Below are 14853 nucleotides of genomic sequence, written 5' to 3'. Positions count from 1 at the left end.
TTGTATGGCTGTGGGGCTACTTGTGTGTAGCCAAGCGCCAGCCTCCGTTGTAACGATGCTTGGCTTGGTACATGGCATCGTCCGCTTCGTGCAATAATCCCTGCGGTGTTACCGCATGATCGGGATAAATTGCGATACCAATACTTAGCGAGGCGGTGATTGCCTCTCCGCTAGGTAAAACAATGGGTTGAGTCATACAGGCGATAATGTTATCGGCTGCCTGCGTGACATCTTTGATATTGTGGAATGGCTTGAGCAGCACGGCGAATTCGTCACCGCCCAACCGAGCAACCAGATCGTTGTCGCGCAATTGTGCGCGGATCCGCCCGGCGATGGTGGTCAGTACCTCGTCACCGGCGGCGTGGCCATGGTTGTCATTGACCTCTTTAAAGCGGTCGCCATCAATAAATAGCAGTGCTAATTTTTCTGTGCCATCAACATCACTTAATGTCCGACTCAAGCGTCCTTCAAAGAAAGCGCGATTAGGTAATCCCGTCATGCTGTCGTGGGTGGCACGATGAGTCAGAGAATCATTTTCCTGCTTAAGATGTGCTTGCCAAGACTCTAACTCATCAAGTAAACCGTTAAAGTCATTACTTAATTCATGTAGTTCAGCGATAGGTGCGGAAGGTACCCGTAGGCCAAAGGCTCGGTTACGGCGTACCGAGTGTGCCACGTTGGCGATATCGTCCAGAGAGCTAACAATCCCACGTAACATACGGCGTGAAAGTATGAGGGCGCACAGGGTGCTGAGCACTAAGCAAGCAATCATGCCTAACATACCACGCAACAAGAAACGCAACAGGCCACCACCGTGCCCGCTTAACCAGACTTCACCGACCTGTTTACCCGCGTGGATGATGGGTAGTGCAACGGGTTTTGGCAGCGTCCAACGGGCAATGGTTTGTTCCATGTTGTGTAATGGGCCATCTTTAGGATGTTGCCAACTCGCGAGTAATTTCCCTTGATTATCAATAATCTTAGCTTCTGAGACTTCTTCATTGGCTGCAATTAGTACCAAAGACTCCTGAGCAGCCACGCGGTCTTTGAACACCACGGCCGCTTCTGCGGTATAGCAAATGGAGCGAGCAATCAGGTGCAGGTTATGGTTGGCGTAAGCGCGTAGAGCAAACAGTGCCACTAGCGTTAGGAAGATCCCCGCCGTACCCACAGCAATTAGCGCTAAGCCGAGGTTCATGCGTTGTAATGTCTGACCCAGAGTAGGGCGTGCTTGGCCCGATCTATTTTTGCGCAATAAATTCATAATGGCGGCACCGGTTTGCGCGCCAGTTGCAGCACGTTGGGATGGATGCGCACGCCACTACGCGCCAAAGCATCTAGATTCACTTTGAAACTGACTCGATCCCCTTCAATTTGCAGGCAAAATGCATTACCCGCGGTGCACTCGACGTCGTCTTCGCTGATGCTGAGTATGGAGTGCCCAGAGATGCTCTGAATGAAGGTTTGTTTTTGACTGGCGTTGACATCACCCAAATACACGACATCACAACTGTTACCTAATGTCGGACTATTGAGTGGCATGTGTTCGGTTTTGATCGGGTGTGGAGCCGTTAATAACACCGGATCGAATAGACCCTCTGCATAACGTGTTGGGGCGACGACACACAAGCGGATAGGATTGGGTTCGTTTACCCAGCGGGCATAGCTAATAATGCCAATGACCACACTGCTGACCTCGTGAACTCGTTTTTGGTCGAGGTCTGTGCTTTCGGTCAGGGCCAATTTGGGAAACGCTAACAGAACAAATAATAAGGAGAAGCAATAACCGAACTTTAGCCGTGTGTGAATGAAGTTCAAGAATGAACCCTTCAAGCTGCTTGCCAGCATTGTGGCATGTCTAAACATCTTCATCTGCCATTCTCGCCTGTGGTCGCGTTCCTGATAGGTGGGCGCAACAAAAAGAAATATGGCTTGATTGAAGGGAGTATAGTTTTGCTGAAAACTATCAATCACACTGCCTAATGAACACTATCTGACCCAAATTGGCGCGGATTGTATTATAAGAAATTTCTAATGTGCGCTTTATGTGCTGTTTTCTAGGATTTTTCCTATCTATTTTTAACAGTATAAAAATGCCAAGCAGAGTTTGCCAGGCGTTTTGTATCTTGTGACAGAAACTTCTTCTACAGTAATGAATGGATATGTGATTGTGCTGTCTATCTCTATTAGATACCGATGCGCAAGGCGCGAAGCTTTTAACCAGTGAGGAATGTGTAAGTATGGTCAAGGTGGACAAATGGCGATTACTGGCAGTGGGTTTGTGCCTGGTGACGGTTTCTGGCGTAGTAAGAGCAGACTCGCTGGATGCCCAACGCCAACGTTATCAGCAAATTAAACAGGCGTGGGACAGCAATCAGATGGATGTTGTACAGCAGCTGATGCCGACGCTGCGTGACTATCCACTGTACCCTTACCTTGAGTATCGCCAACTGACACAAAACCTCAGTAGTGCTGGTTTTTCCGAGGTGAATGATTTCATCAAACAGCACCCGACATTACCCCCAGCTAAGTCACTTTCCTCCCGTTTTGTTAATGAACTGGCTCGTCGTGAAGATTGGCGTACTCTGCTGGCATTTAGTCCACAACCGCCAAAGCCGGTTGCAGCGCGCTGTAATTATTACTACGCCAAGTGGGCGACGGGAGATCAACCTGCCGCTTGGAGTGGGGCAGATGAACTCTGGCTGAGTGGTAAAACGTTGCCGGGTTCTTGCGACAAACTGTTTAGCGTTTGGCAAGGCGCAGGGCAGCAAACACCGCTGAAAACCCTTGAACGCATGAAATTGGCGCTGAAAGAGGGCAATAGTAGCCTGGTCAATTATCTCTACCGTCAGTTGCCTTCTGATTATCAAACCATGGGCGAGTCTCTGGTGCGTTTGCAAAACGATCCGACCACAGTCGAAGCTTTTGCTCGCAGCGTAGGGCCGACTGATTTTACTCGCTCGGCTACCAGTATTGTTTTTGCTCGTTTGGCTCGTCAGGATGCAGAAAATGCTCGCGCGATGATTCCGTCTATCGCACGTTTGCAAAAAATGAGCGATAGCGAAAAGCTGGAGCTCGAAGAAGCCGTAGCTTGGCGTTTGATGGGTAACGACGCGACCTACGAACAGGTGCAATGGCGCGATCAGGTTATTTTACGTAGCCAGTCACCATCGTTGTTGGAGCGTCGGGTGCGTATGGCGTTGGGAGCCGGGGACAAACAGGGGCTGAAAACCTGGTTGGATCGCCTGCCAGCGGAAGCACGTGATAAAGACGAGTGGCGCTACTGGCGCGCGAGCGTGTTGATTGATGAAGGCCAACGCAGTGAAGGTGAGCAGATGCTGCGTAGCTTGATGAATGAACGTGGTTTCTATCCGATGGTTGCTGCGCAGAAATTGCATGTGACGTACCCGGTTAAAGTCGCGGTTGCCGTTAAACCGACGTCTACATTGGTGAGTGGCCCGGAAATCGCCCGTGTGCGCGAGTTGATGTACTGGAATATGGATAACTTGGCTCGCAGCGAGTGGGCATCTTTCGTCGCCAGCAAGCCGCGTCCAGAACAGGAAGCGTTGGCGCGTTACGCCTTCGACCAGAAATGGGCCGATCTCAGCGTTCAGGCGACGATCACCGGGAAATTGTGGGATCACTTGGAAGAGCGCTTCCCGCAGGCATGGCCGCAAGAGTTCCGTCGTGCGACCGACGATAAAGGCATTACGCCAAGTTATGCTATGGCGATAGCCCGTCAAGAAAGTGCTTGGAATCCGAAAGCGCAATCACCCGTCGGTGCTGCAGGTTTGATGCAGGTGATGCCGCGCACGGCGCAGCATACGGTCCAGAAATTTGCTATCTCAGGATATTCCAGCCCAAGCCAACTGTTTAATCCGCAAACCAACATTACTATTGGTACCAGTTATCTGGAGTCGGTTTATCAACAGTTTGGTCGCAACCGTATTCTGTCGTCTGCCGCTTATAATGCGGGTCCATCACGGGTGAATACTTGGCTGGGCAATAGTGATGGGCGCATTGATGCGGTGGCGTTTGTCGAGAGTATCCCATTCTCGGAAACCCGTTCTTACGTCAAAAACGTGTTGGCCTATGATGCGTTTTACCGCCACTTTATGCATCGTCCGGCAAAAGTATTGACTGATGCCGAGTGGCAGAGACGTTATTGATTTTAGTATGGCTATGGTATGCTGCTGTACTAGTTAAATAGTATGGTGGCTGCCATGACGCAATTATCACTCCATGATCCCGCTCTTTCAGAACAAGGTAACGAGGACTGGCTACGCTTTGTGGCGTTGTTACAGAATTCGTTCGGGCAAGATCTACACCAACCGCTGCTGCAATTGATGTTGACCCCCGATGAACGCACGGCTCTAGGAACTCGAGTACGCATTATTCAAGAACTGATGCGGGGTGAGATGAGCCAACGTGAGCTGAAGAATGAACTTGGTGCAGGGATCGCGACGATTACTCGTGGTTCGAATAGTCTGAAAGTGGCTTCACCAGAATTGAAAAACTGGTTAGAACAGCAACTGCTGGGCGAGGCACTGTAGTGCAGCGCCCGGCGGATGTTGGTGGGGTATGGTTGTCAGAGTATTATTGATGCGGCGTGTTGTTCTGATGGCTCTGGTAGATAGTGTTGTGGAACGGTACTAAAGCCAGTAACAATGCTTGATGATAAACGCTAGTACGGCTTAAACGTCCGTCGGTGAAGATACCGATGGCGCCGCCCTGACGTTTGACTTCGCTATTACCGGTAAGCTGCGCCATTTCACTACCTAATTCATTGCCCGCGCGAATCCCTTGTAAAATGGTTTCTGGCAGCATCAAGCTGGCGGAGCGGGATTCACCACGCGTATTTGGGTTCTCGATGGTCATCCAAGCGAAAGTCATATTGTCTTCGATACCGGCTTCGACACCGACCCAAAAGTCAGCCTCTGGGCGAACCTGCCTAGCTTCCATCACGCGTTGACGGGCACCGGTTCGGGTTTCGGTATTGCCGATGGGTTGCAGGGAAACACCGCTGGCGACGTCAACGGATTCAATGCGGCATTGGCCTTCACCGAAGGTATCTTCGAAGGCAAATTGAATAGCCTTGATCTTTGCCGGGTTGGTAGTTGCAGCAACAACATGGTACATATCAGGTTCAGTATCCTTTTCGATCCGTTGGCACTTGTGCAAACAAGCGACACGGAAGATAAACTCAAGTTTCACGCAGTATAACGGAAAACAAAAATGTTACAGGTATACCTCGTTCGCCATGGCGAAACGGAATGGAACGCGGCTCGCCGCATCCAGGGCCAATCTGATAGCCCGTTAACCGCCACTGGTGAACACCAGGCACATCTGGTTGCCAAACGTGTTCGCAAAGAAGGTATCACACACGTTATTACCAGCGATCTAGGACGTACTCGCCGGACGGCGCAGATTATCGCCGATGTTTGCGGTTGTGAAGTGATTACCGATCCACGCCTGCGTGAGCTGCATATGGGCGTTCTGGAAGAACGTCTGATCGACAGCCTGACGCCGCAAGAAGAGCAATGGCGCAAACAGATGGTCGATGGTACTGCTGACGGACGAATCCCTCAAGGCGAATCGATGGCTGAATTGGGTGCGCGTATGCGTGCGGCGCTGGAAAGCTGCTTGGATCTGCCTAAAGGCAGTAAACCATTGATTGTTAGCCACGGTATTGCTCTGGGATGTTTGATCAGTACCGTGCTGGGTTTACCGGCTTACGCAGAGCGCCGTTTACGTTTACGTAACTGTTCCCTCTCACGCGTTGACTATCAGCAAAGCCCATGGTTGGCTTCAGGCTGGATCGTTGAAAGCACGGGCGATATCTCGCATTTGGATATGCCCGCACTAGACGAATTGCAACGTTAACGGCGGATTGGGATCAGATATTCACAAGCGATCTCGACCGGTGGCCGTTGATCGCTTTTTGGATAAAATCGCTCGATGTCATGCCCTTTTCTGCGGATCAGCTCTAGTGCTGGCAGGCAGGTACCATAAACTGTCAGGATAAAGTCTTGCAGACCTTCCTTTGGCCCGTCGTAGCGGAACATGGCGTATTCACCACCTTGCAGCACTAACGGGTGGCCTTCCGGCACGTTCTCCGGTAGGTGCTCTGGCTCCAATGCGGTGGTGTAGAGCACTTCCTGTTCGTCATCCTTTTCCTGACTTGCCTGCGAATGGTGCAACCCGTACATCACTGGCGGTAGCGTTTTCGCCTCGCCCAAGTATTGTCGCCAGAATTGCAAACGTAGCTCGTTACGGAAGTTGGAAATCTGCTCCAGCGTACAAGAATAACTTTGCGTCAGGCCGACCAAATGGAGTTCTGGCAGCTTGATGAATTCCGGTTGCGGCAGCGTGAATGAGCCAAGACGGATCGGCGGACAGATACCGAATGCGTGCCAATCTTCAGAACGACGATACAGCGCTGGTGTTTGCGCAAACTGTTTCTTGAAGGCGCGAGTAAAAGTCTGCTGTGAATCGAAGCGATATTGTAAGGCAATATCCAGAATAGGGCGGCTAGTTAAACGTAGCGCCACTGCGGCTTTGGATAATCTTCTTGCCCGGATATAAGCCCCGATGGCTTCACCGGTAATATCTTTGAACATCCGTTGCAGATGCCATTTGGAATAACCCGCTTTTGCTGCCACGTTGTCTAATGACAAAGGTTGGTCCAAGTGACTTTCCAGCCAGCTAAGCAGATCACGTATGATACCGGCTTGATCCATAGGTCTTCTTCCTCGTGAAACTTTGGGGTCAGGGCCCTAACTGTTTACTCATTACGCGGGTACTTGATGCGATCAGACTTATCTATGAGCCTTTATCCGTTGCTTTTTTGCTTCTGATAGCGTGTCTTGGAGTACACTTTCATTCGGCGCAAAGAATTAACGAAGCCGCATAATAGCAATTTTTTTCCTCCTCGACTCCCAAAGATTTTTTTTACGCTCTGTGCTAAAAAGGTCAGCTTGAGCCGACGAAATCCCTATTTTGTGATCTCAGACATAAGCATTGCTTATAACTGAACATTATTTCTATTGGTACGACAGCTTGGAGTTAAGTGAATGAAAAAAGGATGGATCTTTTTGTTTGGTTTAGTTTGCGCAACGGTAAACAGCGTGCAGGCGGAACAAGTAGGGTCGGTTGACACGGTATTTAAACTGCTTGGCCCGGACCACAAAATTGTGGTGGAAGCCTTTGATGACCCTGATGTTAAAAATGTAACTTGTTATATCAGCCGGGCGAAAACGGGCGGTATCAAAGGTGGCTTAGGGCTGGCTGAAGATACATCGGACGCCGCTATTTCTTGCTCACAGGTCGGGCCGATTGAGCTGACCGATAAGATCAAAAAGGGCAAATCTAAAGGTGAAGTGGTGTTCCAGAAGCGCACTTCGTTGGTGTTTAAGAAATTGCAGGTGGTACGTTTTTACGATGCTAACCGCAATGCGCTGGTTTATCTGACTTATTCGGATAAGGTGGTGGATGGTTCACCGAAGAATGCGATCAGTGCGGTACCGATCATTCCTTGGGGTGAGGCTAAATAAAGCGATAAAAAGCCAGGGGATCGCATGCGATCCCCTAGATCTAGACGTAATTAGCTTACTCGTCCAGATCGCCGCAGAAGCGGTAGCCTTCACCATGAATGGTGGCGATGATTTCTGGAGTGTCCGGCGTAGATTCGAAGTGTTTACGAATACGGCGAATAGTCACATCAACAGTACGATCATGAGGTTTCAATTCACGGCCAGTCATTTTCTTCAGCAAGTCACCACGGGATTGGATCTTGCCCGGGTTTTCACAGAAGTGCAGCATGGCGCGGAATTCACTGCGCGGCAGCTTGTATTGCTCACCCGCTGGGCTGATCAAAGAACGGCTGTTGATATCCAGCTCCCAACCGTTGAATTTATAGCTTTCAACCAGTTTACGTTCTTCACCGACGCTGCCCAGATTCATGGTGCGTGACAGTAAATTGCGTGCGCGAATAGTCAACTCACGTGGGTTGAATGGTTTGGTGATGTAATCGTCAGCGCCGATCTCTAGGCCGAGGATTTTATCTACTTCATTATCACGACCGGTCAGGAACATTAACGCCACGCTGGCTTGTTCACGCAACTCGCGTGCTAACAGCAGGCCGTTCTTGCCCGGCAGGTTGATATCCATAATCACCAAGTTGATATCATTTTCAGACAGGATATTGTGCATTTCTGCACCGTCATTGGCTTCATGAACGATGTAGCCTTCCGCCTCAAAAATGCTCTTTAGGGTATTACGAGTGACTAACTCGTCTTCGACAATCAGAATGTGCGGGGTCTGCATATTTGCTACCTAAAATTGCCAACAAAATAGAAAATAGGAAGTACAGAAGTCTTTGTTTTCTTAGCGGAGTGCGGAGTTCGTGCACCAGTTCCCGCAGACCAAATGACTAAAGTACGTAAACTCGTTCTTGATGCACTTTCCATCTCATGTCAACAAGATCGCTAGCTTGGTGGGGGTGTGATTCCCTACAGCCCCAAAGGTGCCAAAACGGCGCATATTTTAACCCTATTAACAGCGATATAACAGCGCATGTCGAATTCATCACTCAACAAAACTACGCTTTGTTGACATATATCAAATTCAATTGTAGCACGTTAACAGATTTGTGAAAAACACTTACAGAAATGCCAGCTTAAGTCACAGATCAACAAATTCTGTGAACGATTCAGCATTGTTATTCCTAATGCGTTACAATCAGAAGAAGATTACGGTTGTAATTTATTTAACTGATTGATAAGAATCTATAAAAATAACATATGTTTATTTATATGACTTATGGCTCCTTTAGTGTCTTAAGAGCTCATTTATCCATATTATAAGTGGATAACGCTGACCTTTGTTACGTATTTGTAAATATAATCGGATTGTTCTGAACAGTCAAAAACCTGTTTTGTTTTTTGGAGTAGCCATGCAGTTGCATATTGTTCTAGTGGCTCCGGCACGGCCGGAAAATGTCGGTGCGGCGGCGCGGGCAATGAAAACGATGGGGTTCACCTCATTACGTATTGTCGATAGTGAAGCACACTTACAACCTGCGGCTCGTTGGGTGGCTCATGGTGCGGGTGACATTCTGGACGGCGTACAGACTTTCTCTACGCTGGAGCAAGCGTTGGCGGACGTGGATTTTACCGTTGCCACGACAGCTCGTAGCCGGGCGCGTTTCCATTACTACTGTACCCCTGAAGAATTATTGGGGCAGATGCGCGAACGTCAACAATGGGTGCAGCAGGCTGCGTTAGTGTTTGGCCGGGAAGATTCGGGGTTAACCAATGAAGAGTTGGAGTTGGCCGACTTACTGACTGGCGTCCCCATGGTGGCTGATTATCCATCGTTGAATTTGGGACAAGCGGTTATGGTGTATTGCTATCAGCTGACGCAATTGATGCAAACGCGCCAGCCACCGTCATCTGTGGCAGACGAAGGGCAACTGAAGGCATTACGTCAGCGGGCTGAACGTTTGCTGACGCTGTTAGAGGTCAACGACGATCAAAAACTCGGTGATTGGCTCCAACAACGGCTCGGCGTGTTGGAGCAGCGGGACACCGTAATGTTGCATACACTATTGCATGATATTGAAAAAAGATTGGCAAAGTGATCTTTATGCTCGTTAACGGTAAAGCAGCGTGATTAACTGCAATTTGTTTTCTGCGTGATTTTTTATTCTGCCGTATTGGGTTTTTTGTTGTGACATCCTCCTGTTTTTGGAATGAATAGAAAGTGTGCACAAACAAGAAATAATTTGACTTGGTGGTGCGATTGCTTTAACCAATAGAGGGGACGGAGAATTTAATGAGACAGACAGACAAAATGCGAATCATCAGCCTGAACACAACAATTATTACCACCACCGATACCACAGGTAACGGGGCGGGCTGACGCACACAGGAAATCAAGAAAAAGCCCGCACCTAACCAGTGCGGGCTTTTTTTTCGGCTTAAATTCGGGAGATAACAGAAATGCGAGTGTTGAAATTTGGCGGAACCTCGGTAGCAAATGCGGAACGTTTTCTGCGTGTGGCCGACATCATGGAAAGTAATATTACTCAAGGACAGGTAGCCGCAGTTTTGTCTGCGCCCGCCAAAATCACCAACCATCTAGTGGCAATGATTGATAAAACAGTAGCAGATCTGGACATCTCACCCAATATGAGCGATGCCGAACGCATTTTCGCTGACCTATTGAGTGGATTAGCGCAAGAGCTACCGGGCTTTGAATACGATCGTCTGAAGACTTTGGTCGATCAAGAATTTGCCCAACTGAAAAAAATACTGCACGGGGTGGCATTACTAGGGCAGTGCCCGGACAGCGTCAATGCCAGCATTATTTGCCGTGGTGAAAAGCTCTCTATTGCCATCATGGAAGCGGTATTCAAGTCCAAAGGTTATCCCGTTACCGTGATCAATCCGGTGGAAAAGTTGCTGGCACATGGGGATTATCTGGAGTCGACCGTTGATATTGCGGTTTCTACGGCGCGCATTGCCGCTGACGCGATCCCAACTAATCATATCGTGCTGATGGCCGGTTTTACTGCGGGTAATGATAAAGGTGAACTCGTGGTGTTGGGGCGCAATGGCTCCGATTATTCGGCGGCGGTATTGGCTGCCTGCTTACGTGCGGACTGTTGTGAAATCTGGACCGACGTGGATGGGGTTTATACCTGCGATCCCCGCACCGTACCTGATGCTAGGTTATTGAAATCCATGTCATATCAGGAGGCGATGGAGCTTTCTTACTTCGGCGCTAAAGTTCTCCACCCCCGCACCATCACGCCTATCGCTCAATTCCAAATCCCTTGCCTGATTAAAAACACGGGCAATCCACAGGCGCCGGGGACTTTGATTGGTGGCGAGAGCCTGAGTGATGATACTCCGGTCAAGGGCATCACTAATCTCAACCATATGGCGATGATTAACGTTTCCGGCCCGGGAATGAAAGGGATGGTTGGCATGGCGGCTCGGGTCTTTGCCGTGATGTCACGTGCGGGGATTTCGGTGGTACTCATCACTCAATCCTCTTCCGAATACAGTATCAGTTTCTGTGTGCCGCAAAGTGAACTGCAGCGCGCTCGCCGAGCACTAGAAGATGAGTTCTATCTTGAATTGAAGGACGGTGTTTTAGAGCCGTTGGATATGATGGAAAACTTGGCGATTATCTCGGTTGTTGGCGACGGTATGCGTACTGTTCGCGGTATTTCTGCCAAGTTCTTCTCGGCACTGGCGCGTGCCAACATCAATATTGTTGCCATCGCGCAGGGCTCTTCCGAACGTTCGATCTCGGTGGTGGTGAGTAATGAAGACGCGACTACCGGCGTGCGCGTTAGCCACCAGATGTTGTTCAACACCGATCAGGTGATTGAGGTCTTTGTTATCGGCAGTGGTGGCGTCGGCGGAGCATTGATCGAACAAATCCATCGCCAACAACCGTGGTTGAAACAAAAACATATCGATCTACGCGTCTGTGGTATCGCCAATTCTCGGGCGATGTTGACTAATGTGCACGGCATCGCGTTGGACAGTTGGCGTGATGAAATGGCTAAAGCAGAAGAACCGTTCAATATTGGCCGCCTGATCCGTTTGGTAAAAGAGTATCACTTATTGAACCCGGTGATTGTTGACTGTACTTCCAGCCAGACTGTTGCCGATCAATATGCTGATTTCCTTGCAGACGGTTTCCACGTGGTCACACCGAACAAAAAAGCCAACACTTCGTCGATGAATTACTACCAGCAACTGCGTACGGCAGCAGCGAAATCACGACGTAAATTCCTGTACGACACTAACGTGGGTGCGGGGTTGCCGGTCATTGAGAACCTGCAAAACTTATTGAATGCGGGGGATGAGTTGACCCGTTTCTCTGGCATCCTGTCTGGTTCTCTGTCGTTCATTTTCGGTAAACTGGATGAAGGGATGTCGCTGTCGGCAGCCACGGTGCAGGCCAAGGCGAATGGTTACACCGAGCCCGATCCACGTGACGATCTTTCCGGTATGGACGTGGCGCGCAAGTTGCTGATTCTGGCGCGTGAAGCGGGCTATAAGCTGGAGCTGGACGATATTGAAGTCGAGTCGGTGTTGCCAGCTTCTTTCGATTCCTCCGGTGATGTTGCAACCTTTATGGCACGCTTGCCCGAATTAGATGCCGAATTTGCTCGTCATGTGGCTGAAGCGGATGCACAAGGTAAAGTCTTACGTTACGTTGGTGTGATTGAAGAAGGGCGCTGTCAGGTTCGTATTGATGCGGTAGATGGCAACGATCCATTGTATAAAGTTAAAAACGGTGAGAACGCCTTGGCTTTCTACAGCCGTTATTATCAACCACTACCGTTGGTACTGCGTGGTTATGGTGCCGGTAATGATGTAACGGCGGCGGGTGTTTTTGCCGATCTGTTGCGCACACTGTCATGGAAGTTGGGAGTCTAATATGGTTAAGGTGTATGCACCGGCCTCAATTGGCAACGTCAGCGTTGGGTTTGATGTATTAGGGGCAGCGGTTTCGCCCATCGACGGTACGCTGCTGGGGGATTGTGTTAGCGTTGAAGCCGCCGATTCGTTCAGTCTGGAGAATGGCGGGCGCTTTGTTAGCAAACTACCGGCTGACCCGAAAGAGAACATTGTGTACCAGTGTTGGGAGCGTTTTTGTCAGGAGATTGGGCGTGAAGTGCCCGTGGCGATGCGCTTAGAAAAAAATATGCCCATTGGTTCTGGTTTAGGTTCGAGTGCCTGTTCCGTCGTCGCTGGTCTGATGGCGATGAACGAATTTTGCGATCGTCCATTAGATCACATGACCTTGCTCGGGTTGATGGGGGAACTGGAAGGACGTATTTCCGGCAGTGTGCATTACGACAATGTAGCGCCTTGTTACTTGGGCGGCTTGCAACTGATGTTGGAAGAAGAAGGCTTTATCAGCCAAGAAGTGCCATGCTTTAAAGACTGGTTATGGGTGATGGCTTATCCGGGGATCAAGGTCTCCACCGCTGAAGCGCGTGCCATCTTGCCAGCCCAGTATCGTCGTCAGGACTGTATCAGTCATGGCCGTTATTTGGCGGGATTTATCCATGCTTGCCATACCCAGCAACCGAAGCTGGCAGCAAAACTGATGCAGGATGTGATTGCCGAGCCGTATCGCACCCGCCTGTTACCAGGCTTTGCGGATGCACGTAAAGCTGCGCAGGATATCGGTGCACTGACTTGCGGTATTTCTGGCTCTGGTCCCACGCTGTTTGCCGTCTGTGACGATGGCGCTACCGCACAACGTATGGCCGACTGGCTAAAAAATCACTATCTGCAAAACGACGAAGGTTTTGTTCATATTTGCCGCCTGGATACCGCAGGCGCTCGACTATTGGGATAACGCATGAAACTCTACAACCTTAAGGATCACAACGAACAAGTCAGCTTTGCGCAGGCGATCAAACAAGGCCTAGGTAAGCAGCAGGGACTGTTCTTCCCGCTGGAGCTGCCAGAGTTCGAGCTGACCGAAATCGACAAACTGCTGGAGCTGGATTTTGTCACCCGCAGTAGCCGCATTTTGTCTGCCTTTATTGGTGATGAAATCAGCGAAGAGGTATTGCACAAGCGTGTAAAAGCGGCATTCGAATTCCCCGCACCGGTAGTTCAGGTAGAAGATGACGTAGCTTGTCTGGAGCTGTTCCACGGTCCAACGTTGGCATTCAAAGACTTTGGCGGACGTTTTATGGCCCAGATGCTGGCCGAAGTCGCTGGCGATCAACCGGTCACCATTCTGACTGCGACCTCTGGCGATACCGGCGCTGCTGTAGCCCACGCATTTTATGGTTTGAAGAATGTGCGCGTGGTGATCCTTTATCCGCAAGGTAAGATCAGCCCACTGCAAGAGAAGCTGTTCTGCACCTTGGGTGGCAATATTCACACTGTGGCTATTGATGGGGATTTTGATGCTTGCCAGGCTTTGGTGAAACAGGCGTTTGACGATCAGGAACTGAAGGAAGCGGTTCACCTGAACTCAGCAAACTCAATCAACATCAGTCGTCTGTTAGCGCAAATCTGCTATTACTTTGAAGCCGTTGCGCAACTGCCACAAGAAGCCCGTAACCAATTGGTGGTGTCGGTACCGAGTGGTAACTTCGGTGACTTAACTGCGGGTCTGTTGGCGAAATCGTTAGGGCTGCCGATCAAGCGCTTTATTGCCGCCACCAACGCTAACGATACCGTGCCGCGTTTCTTGACCAACGGTCAATGGCAACCCCATGCCACTGTCGCGACCTTGTCTAACGCCATGGACGTTAGCCAGCCAAATAACTGGCCGCGTGTAGAGGAATTGTTCCGTCGTAAAATCTGGCAATTGAAAGAGCTAGGGCATGGTGCAGTCAGTGATGAAACGACTAAAGACACCATGAGAGAATTGGCCGAACTGAAGTATATCTCCGAACCTCATGCGGCTATTGCTTATCGCGTGTTGCGTGATCAATTGAAAGAAGGCGAGTTCGGTCTATTCTTGGGCACGGCACATCCCGCTAAATTTAAAGAAAGCGTGGAAGAGATCCTCAAACAGGAATTACCGTTGCCGCAAGCGTTGGCTGTACGTGCGGAGTTGCCATTGTTGTCGCACAATATGACCGCTGACTTTGCGCAACTACGGCAATTCATGCTGGCACTGCCTGTTTGACAAAATAAATTTGTTGTAAATATGTTAATTTAAAGCCGTCATTCGACGGCTTTTTGTTGTGCCAAGAAACAGTGAGAATGAAAGCAATAATTACGATGGCTATTTACCTTATAATATATCTATATTAGTGCCCCAGAATTATCAGTAATGTTCGGGATGGTTTTATTA

The 14853-nt window shown here is 49.6% G+C and carries 14 protein-coding genes and 1 other annotated feature; of the genes, 9 read left to right on the top strand and 5 right to left on the bottom strand.

Going from position 1 to position 14853, the window contains the following annotated elements; genetic code table 11:
- Window positions 1-16: 16 nt before the first annotated feature.
- Both dgcN and yfiR read right to left on the bottom strand, forming a co-directional pair.
- Window positions 17-1264 carry a diguanylate cyclase DgcN/YfiN gene (gene dgcN, locus AC3ISQ_RS18820; protein ID WP_489348972.1) on the bottom strand — a complete coding sequence of 416 codons (1248 nt, stop codon included), beginning with the start codon at window positions 1262-1264 and terminating at the stop codon, window positions 17-19.
- Entirely contained in the window at window positions 1261-1872 is a 612-nt protein-coding gene (gene yfiR, locus AC3ISQ_RS18815) for a regulatory sequestration protein YfiR (RefSeq protein ID WP_489348970.1), read from the bottom strand. Before yfiR ends, dgcN begins: the two co-directional genes overlap by 4 nt.
- A 377-nt stretch (window positions 1873-2249) precedes the next feature.
- Between yfiR and sltY the strand changes: the two genes are divergently transcribed.
- Together sltY and trpR are read left to right on the top strand one after the other, a co-directional pair.
- Window positions 2250-4169, top strand: a complete 1920-nt coding sequence (sltY, locus tag AC3ISQ_RS18810; protein WP_489353375.1) for a murein transglycosylase — start codon at window positions 2250-2252, stop codon at window positions 4167-4169.
- Between the two features lie 54 nt (window positions 4170-4223).
- Window positions 4224-4553 carry a trp operon repressor gene (gene trpR / locus AC3ISQ_RS18805; RefSeq protein WP_489348968.1) on the top strand — a complete coding sequence of 110 codons (330 nt, stop codon included), beginning with the start codon at window positions 4224-4226 and terminating at the stop codon, window positions 4551-4553.
- A gap of 43 nt (window positions 4554-4596) precedes the next feature.
- Here trpR and yjjX read toward each other — a convergent pair whose 3' ends face one another.
- Window positions 4597-5139 (bottom strand): inosine/xanthosine triphosphatase, encoded by a 543-nt coding sequence (gene yjjX, locus AC3ISQ_RS18800; RefSeq protein WP_489348966.1) that lies wholly within the window; start codon window positions 5137-5139, stop codon window positions 4597-4599.
- 96 nt (window positions 5140-5235) lie between these two features.
- Here yjjX and gpmB point away from each other — a divergent pair, with 96 nt between their 5' ends.
- Window positions 5236-5883, top strand: a complete 648-nt coding sequence (gene gpmB, locus AC3ISQ_RS18795; RefSeq protein WP_489348965.1) for a 2,3-diphosphoglycerate-dependent phosphoglycerate mutase GpmB — start codon at window positions 5236-5238, stop codon at window positions 5881-5883.
- On the opposite strand, the gene robA is transcribed toward gpmB, so the two are convergent.
- A complete protein-coding gene (robA, locus tag AC3ISQ_RS18790) occupies window positions 5880-6740 on the bottom strand; it encodes an MDR efflux pump AcrAB transcriptional activator RobA (protein ID WP_489348963.1) in 861 nt (286 codons plus the stop codon). The two genes, gpmB and robA, sit on opposite strands and share 4 nt — an antisense overlap.
- 333 nt (window positions 6741-7073) lie before the next feature.
- On the opposite strand from robA, the gene creA reads away from it, so the two are divergent.
- On the top strand, window positions 7074-7553 hold the full coding sequence (gene creA / locus AC3ISQ_RS18785) for a protein CreA (protein WP_489348961.1): 480 nt from the start codon (window positions 7074-7076) through the stop codon (window positions 7551-7553).
- A gap of 55 nt (window positions 7554-7608) precedes the next feature.
- Here the strand turns inward: creA and arcA are convergent, their stop codons facing one another.
- A complete protein-coding gene (gene arcA, locus AC3ISQ_RS18780) occupies window positions 7609-8325 on the bottom strand; it encodes a two-component system response regulator ArcA (RefSeq protein ID WP_489348959.1) in 717 nt (238 codons plus the stop codon).
- Between the two features lie 628 nt (window positions 8326-8953).
- Between arcA and AC3ISQ_RS18775 the strand changes: the two genes are divergently transcribed.
- From AC3ISQ_RS18775 to thrC, 5 genes are all read left to right on the top strand, one after another.
- Window positions 8954-9640, top strand: a complete 687-nt coding sequence (locus AC3ISQ_RS18775) for a tRNA/rRNA methyltransferase (RefSeq protein WP_489348957.1) — start codon at window positions 8954-8956, stop codon at window positions 9638-9640.
- Window positions 9641-9834: 194 nt separating this feature from the next.
- Window positions 9835-9921, top strand: coding sequence for a thr operon leader peptide (gene thrL / locus AC3ISQ_RS18770; protein ID WP_489353374.1), 87 nt, complete (start codon window positions 9835-9837; stop codon window positions 9919-9921).
- Window positions 9860-9976, top strand: a sequence feature (Thr leader region). (Overlaps the previous gene by 62 nt.)
- Before the next feature lie 25 nt (window positions 9977-10001).
- Window positions 10002-12461 (top strand): bifunctional aspartate kinase/homoserine dehydrogenase I, encoded by a 2460-nt coding sequence (thrA, locus tag AC3ISQ_RS18765; RefSeq protein WP_489348956.1) that lies wholly within the window; start codon window positions 10002-10004, stop codon window positions 12459-12461.
- Window position 12462: 1 nt separating this feature from the next.
- Entirely contained in the window at window positions 12463-13392 is a 930-nt protein-coding gene (gene thrB, locus AC3ISQ_RS18760; RefSeq protein WP_489348955.1) for a homoserine kinase, read from the top strand.
- Window positions 13393-13395: 3 nt separating this feature from the next.
- The gene (gene thrC / locus AC3ISQ_RS18755) at window positions 13396-14685 is read left to right on the top strand and encodes a threonine synthase (RefSeq protein WP_489348953.1); all 1290 of its coding nucleotides are present in this window, start codon (window positions 13396-13398) and stop codon (window positions 14683-14685) included.
- Window positions 14686-14853 lie beyond the last annotated feature (168 nt).

Source organism: Serratia sp. KH_031 (assembly GCF_057839655.1).
The sequence above is the reverse complement of the archived record's forward strand: the minus strand, read 5'-3'. Positions and strand labels throughout refer to the sequence as shown.

What these genes read in the sequence shown, in the direction of transcription:
- yfiR (WP_489348970.1), bottom strand. Translation starts at nt 1,872, where the DNA reads ATGAAGATGTTTAGACATGCCACAATGCTGGCAAGCAGCTTGAAGGGT.
- creA (WP_489348961.1), top strand. Translation starts at nt 7,074, where the DNA reads ATGAAAAAAGGATGGATCTTTTTGTTTGGTTTAGTTTGCGCAACGGTA.
- thrB (WP_489348955.1), top strand. Translation starts at nt 12,463, where the DNA reads ATGGTTAAGGTGTATGCACCGGCCTCAATTGGCAACGTCAGCGTTGGG.
- thrC (WP_489348953.1), top strand. Translation starts at nt 13,396, where the DNA reads ATGAAACTCTACAACCTTAAGGATCACAACGAACAAGTCAGCTTTGCG.
- thrA (WP_489348956.1), top strand. Translation starts at nt 10,002, where the DNA reads ATGCGAGTGTTGAAATTTGGCGGAACCTCGGTAGCAAATGCGGAACGT.
- dgcN (WP_489348972.1), bottom strand. Translation starts at nt 1,264, where the DNA reads ATGAATTTATTGCGCAAAAATAGATCGGGCCAAGCACGCCCTACTCTG.
- thrL (WP_489353374.1), top strand. Translation starts at nt 9,835, where the DNA reads ATGAGACAGACAGACAAAATGCGAATCATCAGCCTGAACACAACAATT.
- yjjX (WP_489348966.1), bottom strand. Translation starts at nt 5,139, where the DNA reads ATGTACCATGTTGTTGCTGCAACTACCAACCCGGCAAAGATCAAGGCT.
- AC3ISQ_RS18775 (WP_489348957.1), top strand. Translation starts at nt 8,954, where the DNA reads ATGCAGTTGCATATTGTTCTAGTGGCTCCGGCACGGCCGGAAAATGTC.
- robA (WP_489348963.1), bottom strand. Translation starts at nt 6,740, where the DNA reads ATGGATCAAGCCGGTATCATACGTGATCTGCTTAGCTGGCTGGAAAGT.
- gpmB (WP_489348965.1), top strand. Translation starts at nt 5,236, where the DNA reads ATGTTACAGGTATACCTCGTTCGCCATGGCGAAACGGAATGGAACGCG.
- trpR (WP_489348968.1), top strand. Translation starts at nt 4,224, where the DNA reads ATGACGCAATTATCACTCCATGATCCCGCTCTTTCAGAACAAGGTAAC.
- arcA (WP_489348959.1), bottom strand. Translation starts at nt 8,325, where the DNA reads ATGCAGACCCCGCACATTCTGATTGTCGAAGACGAGTTAGTCACTCGT.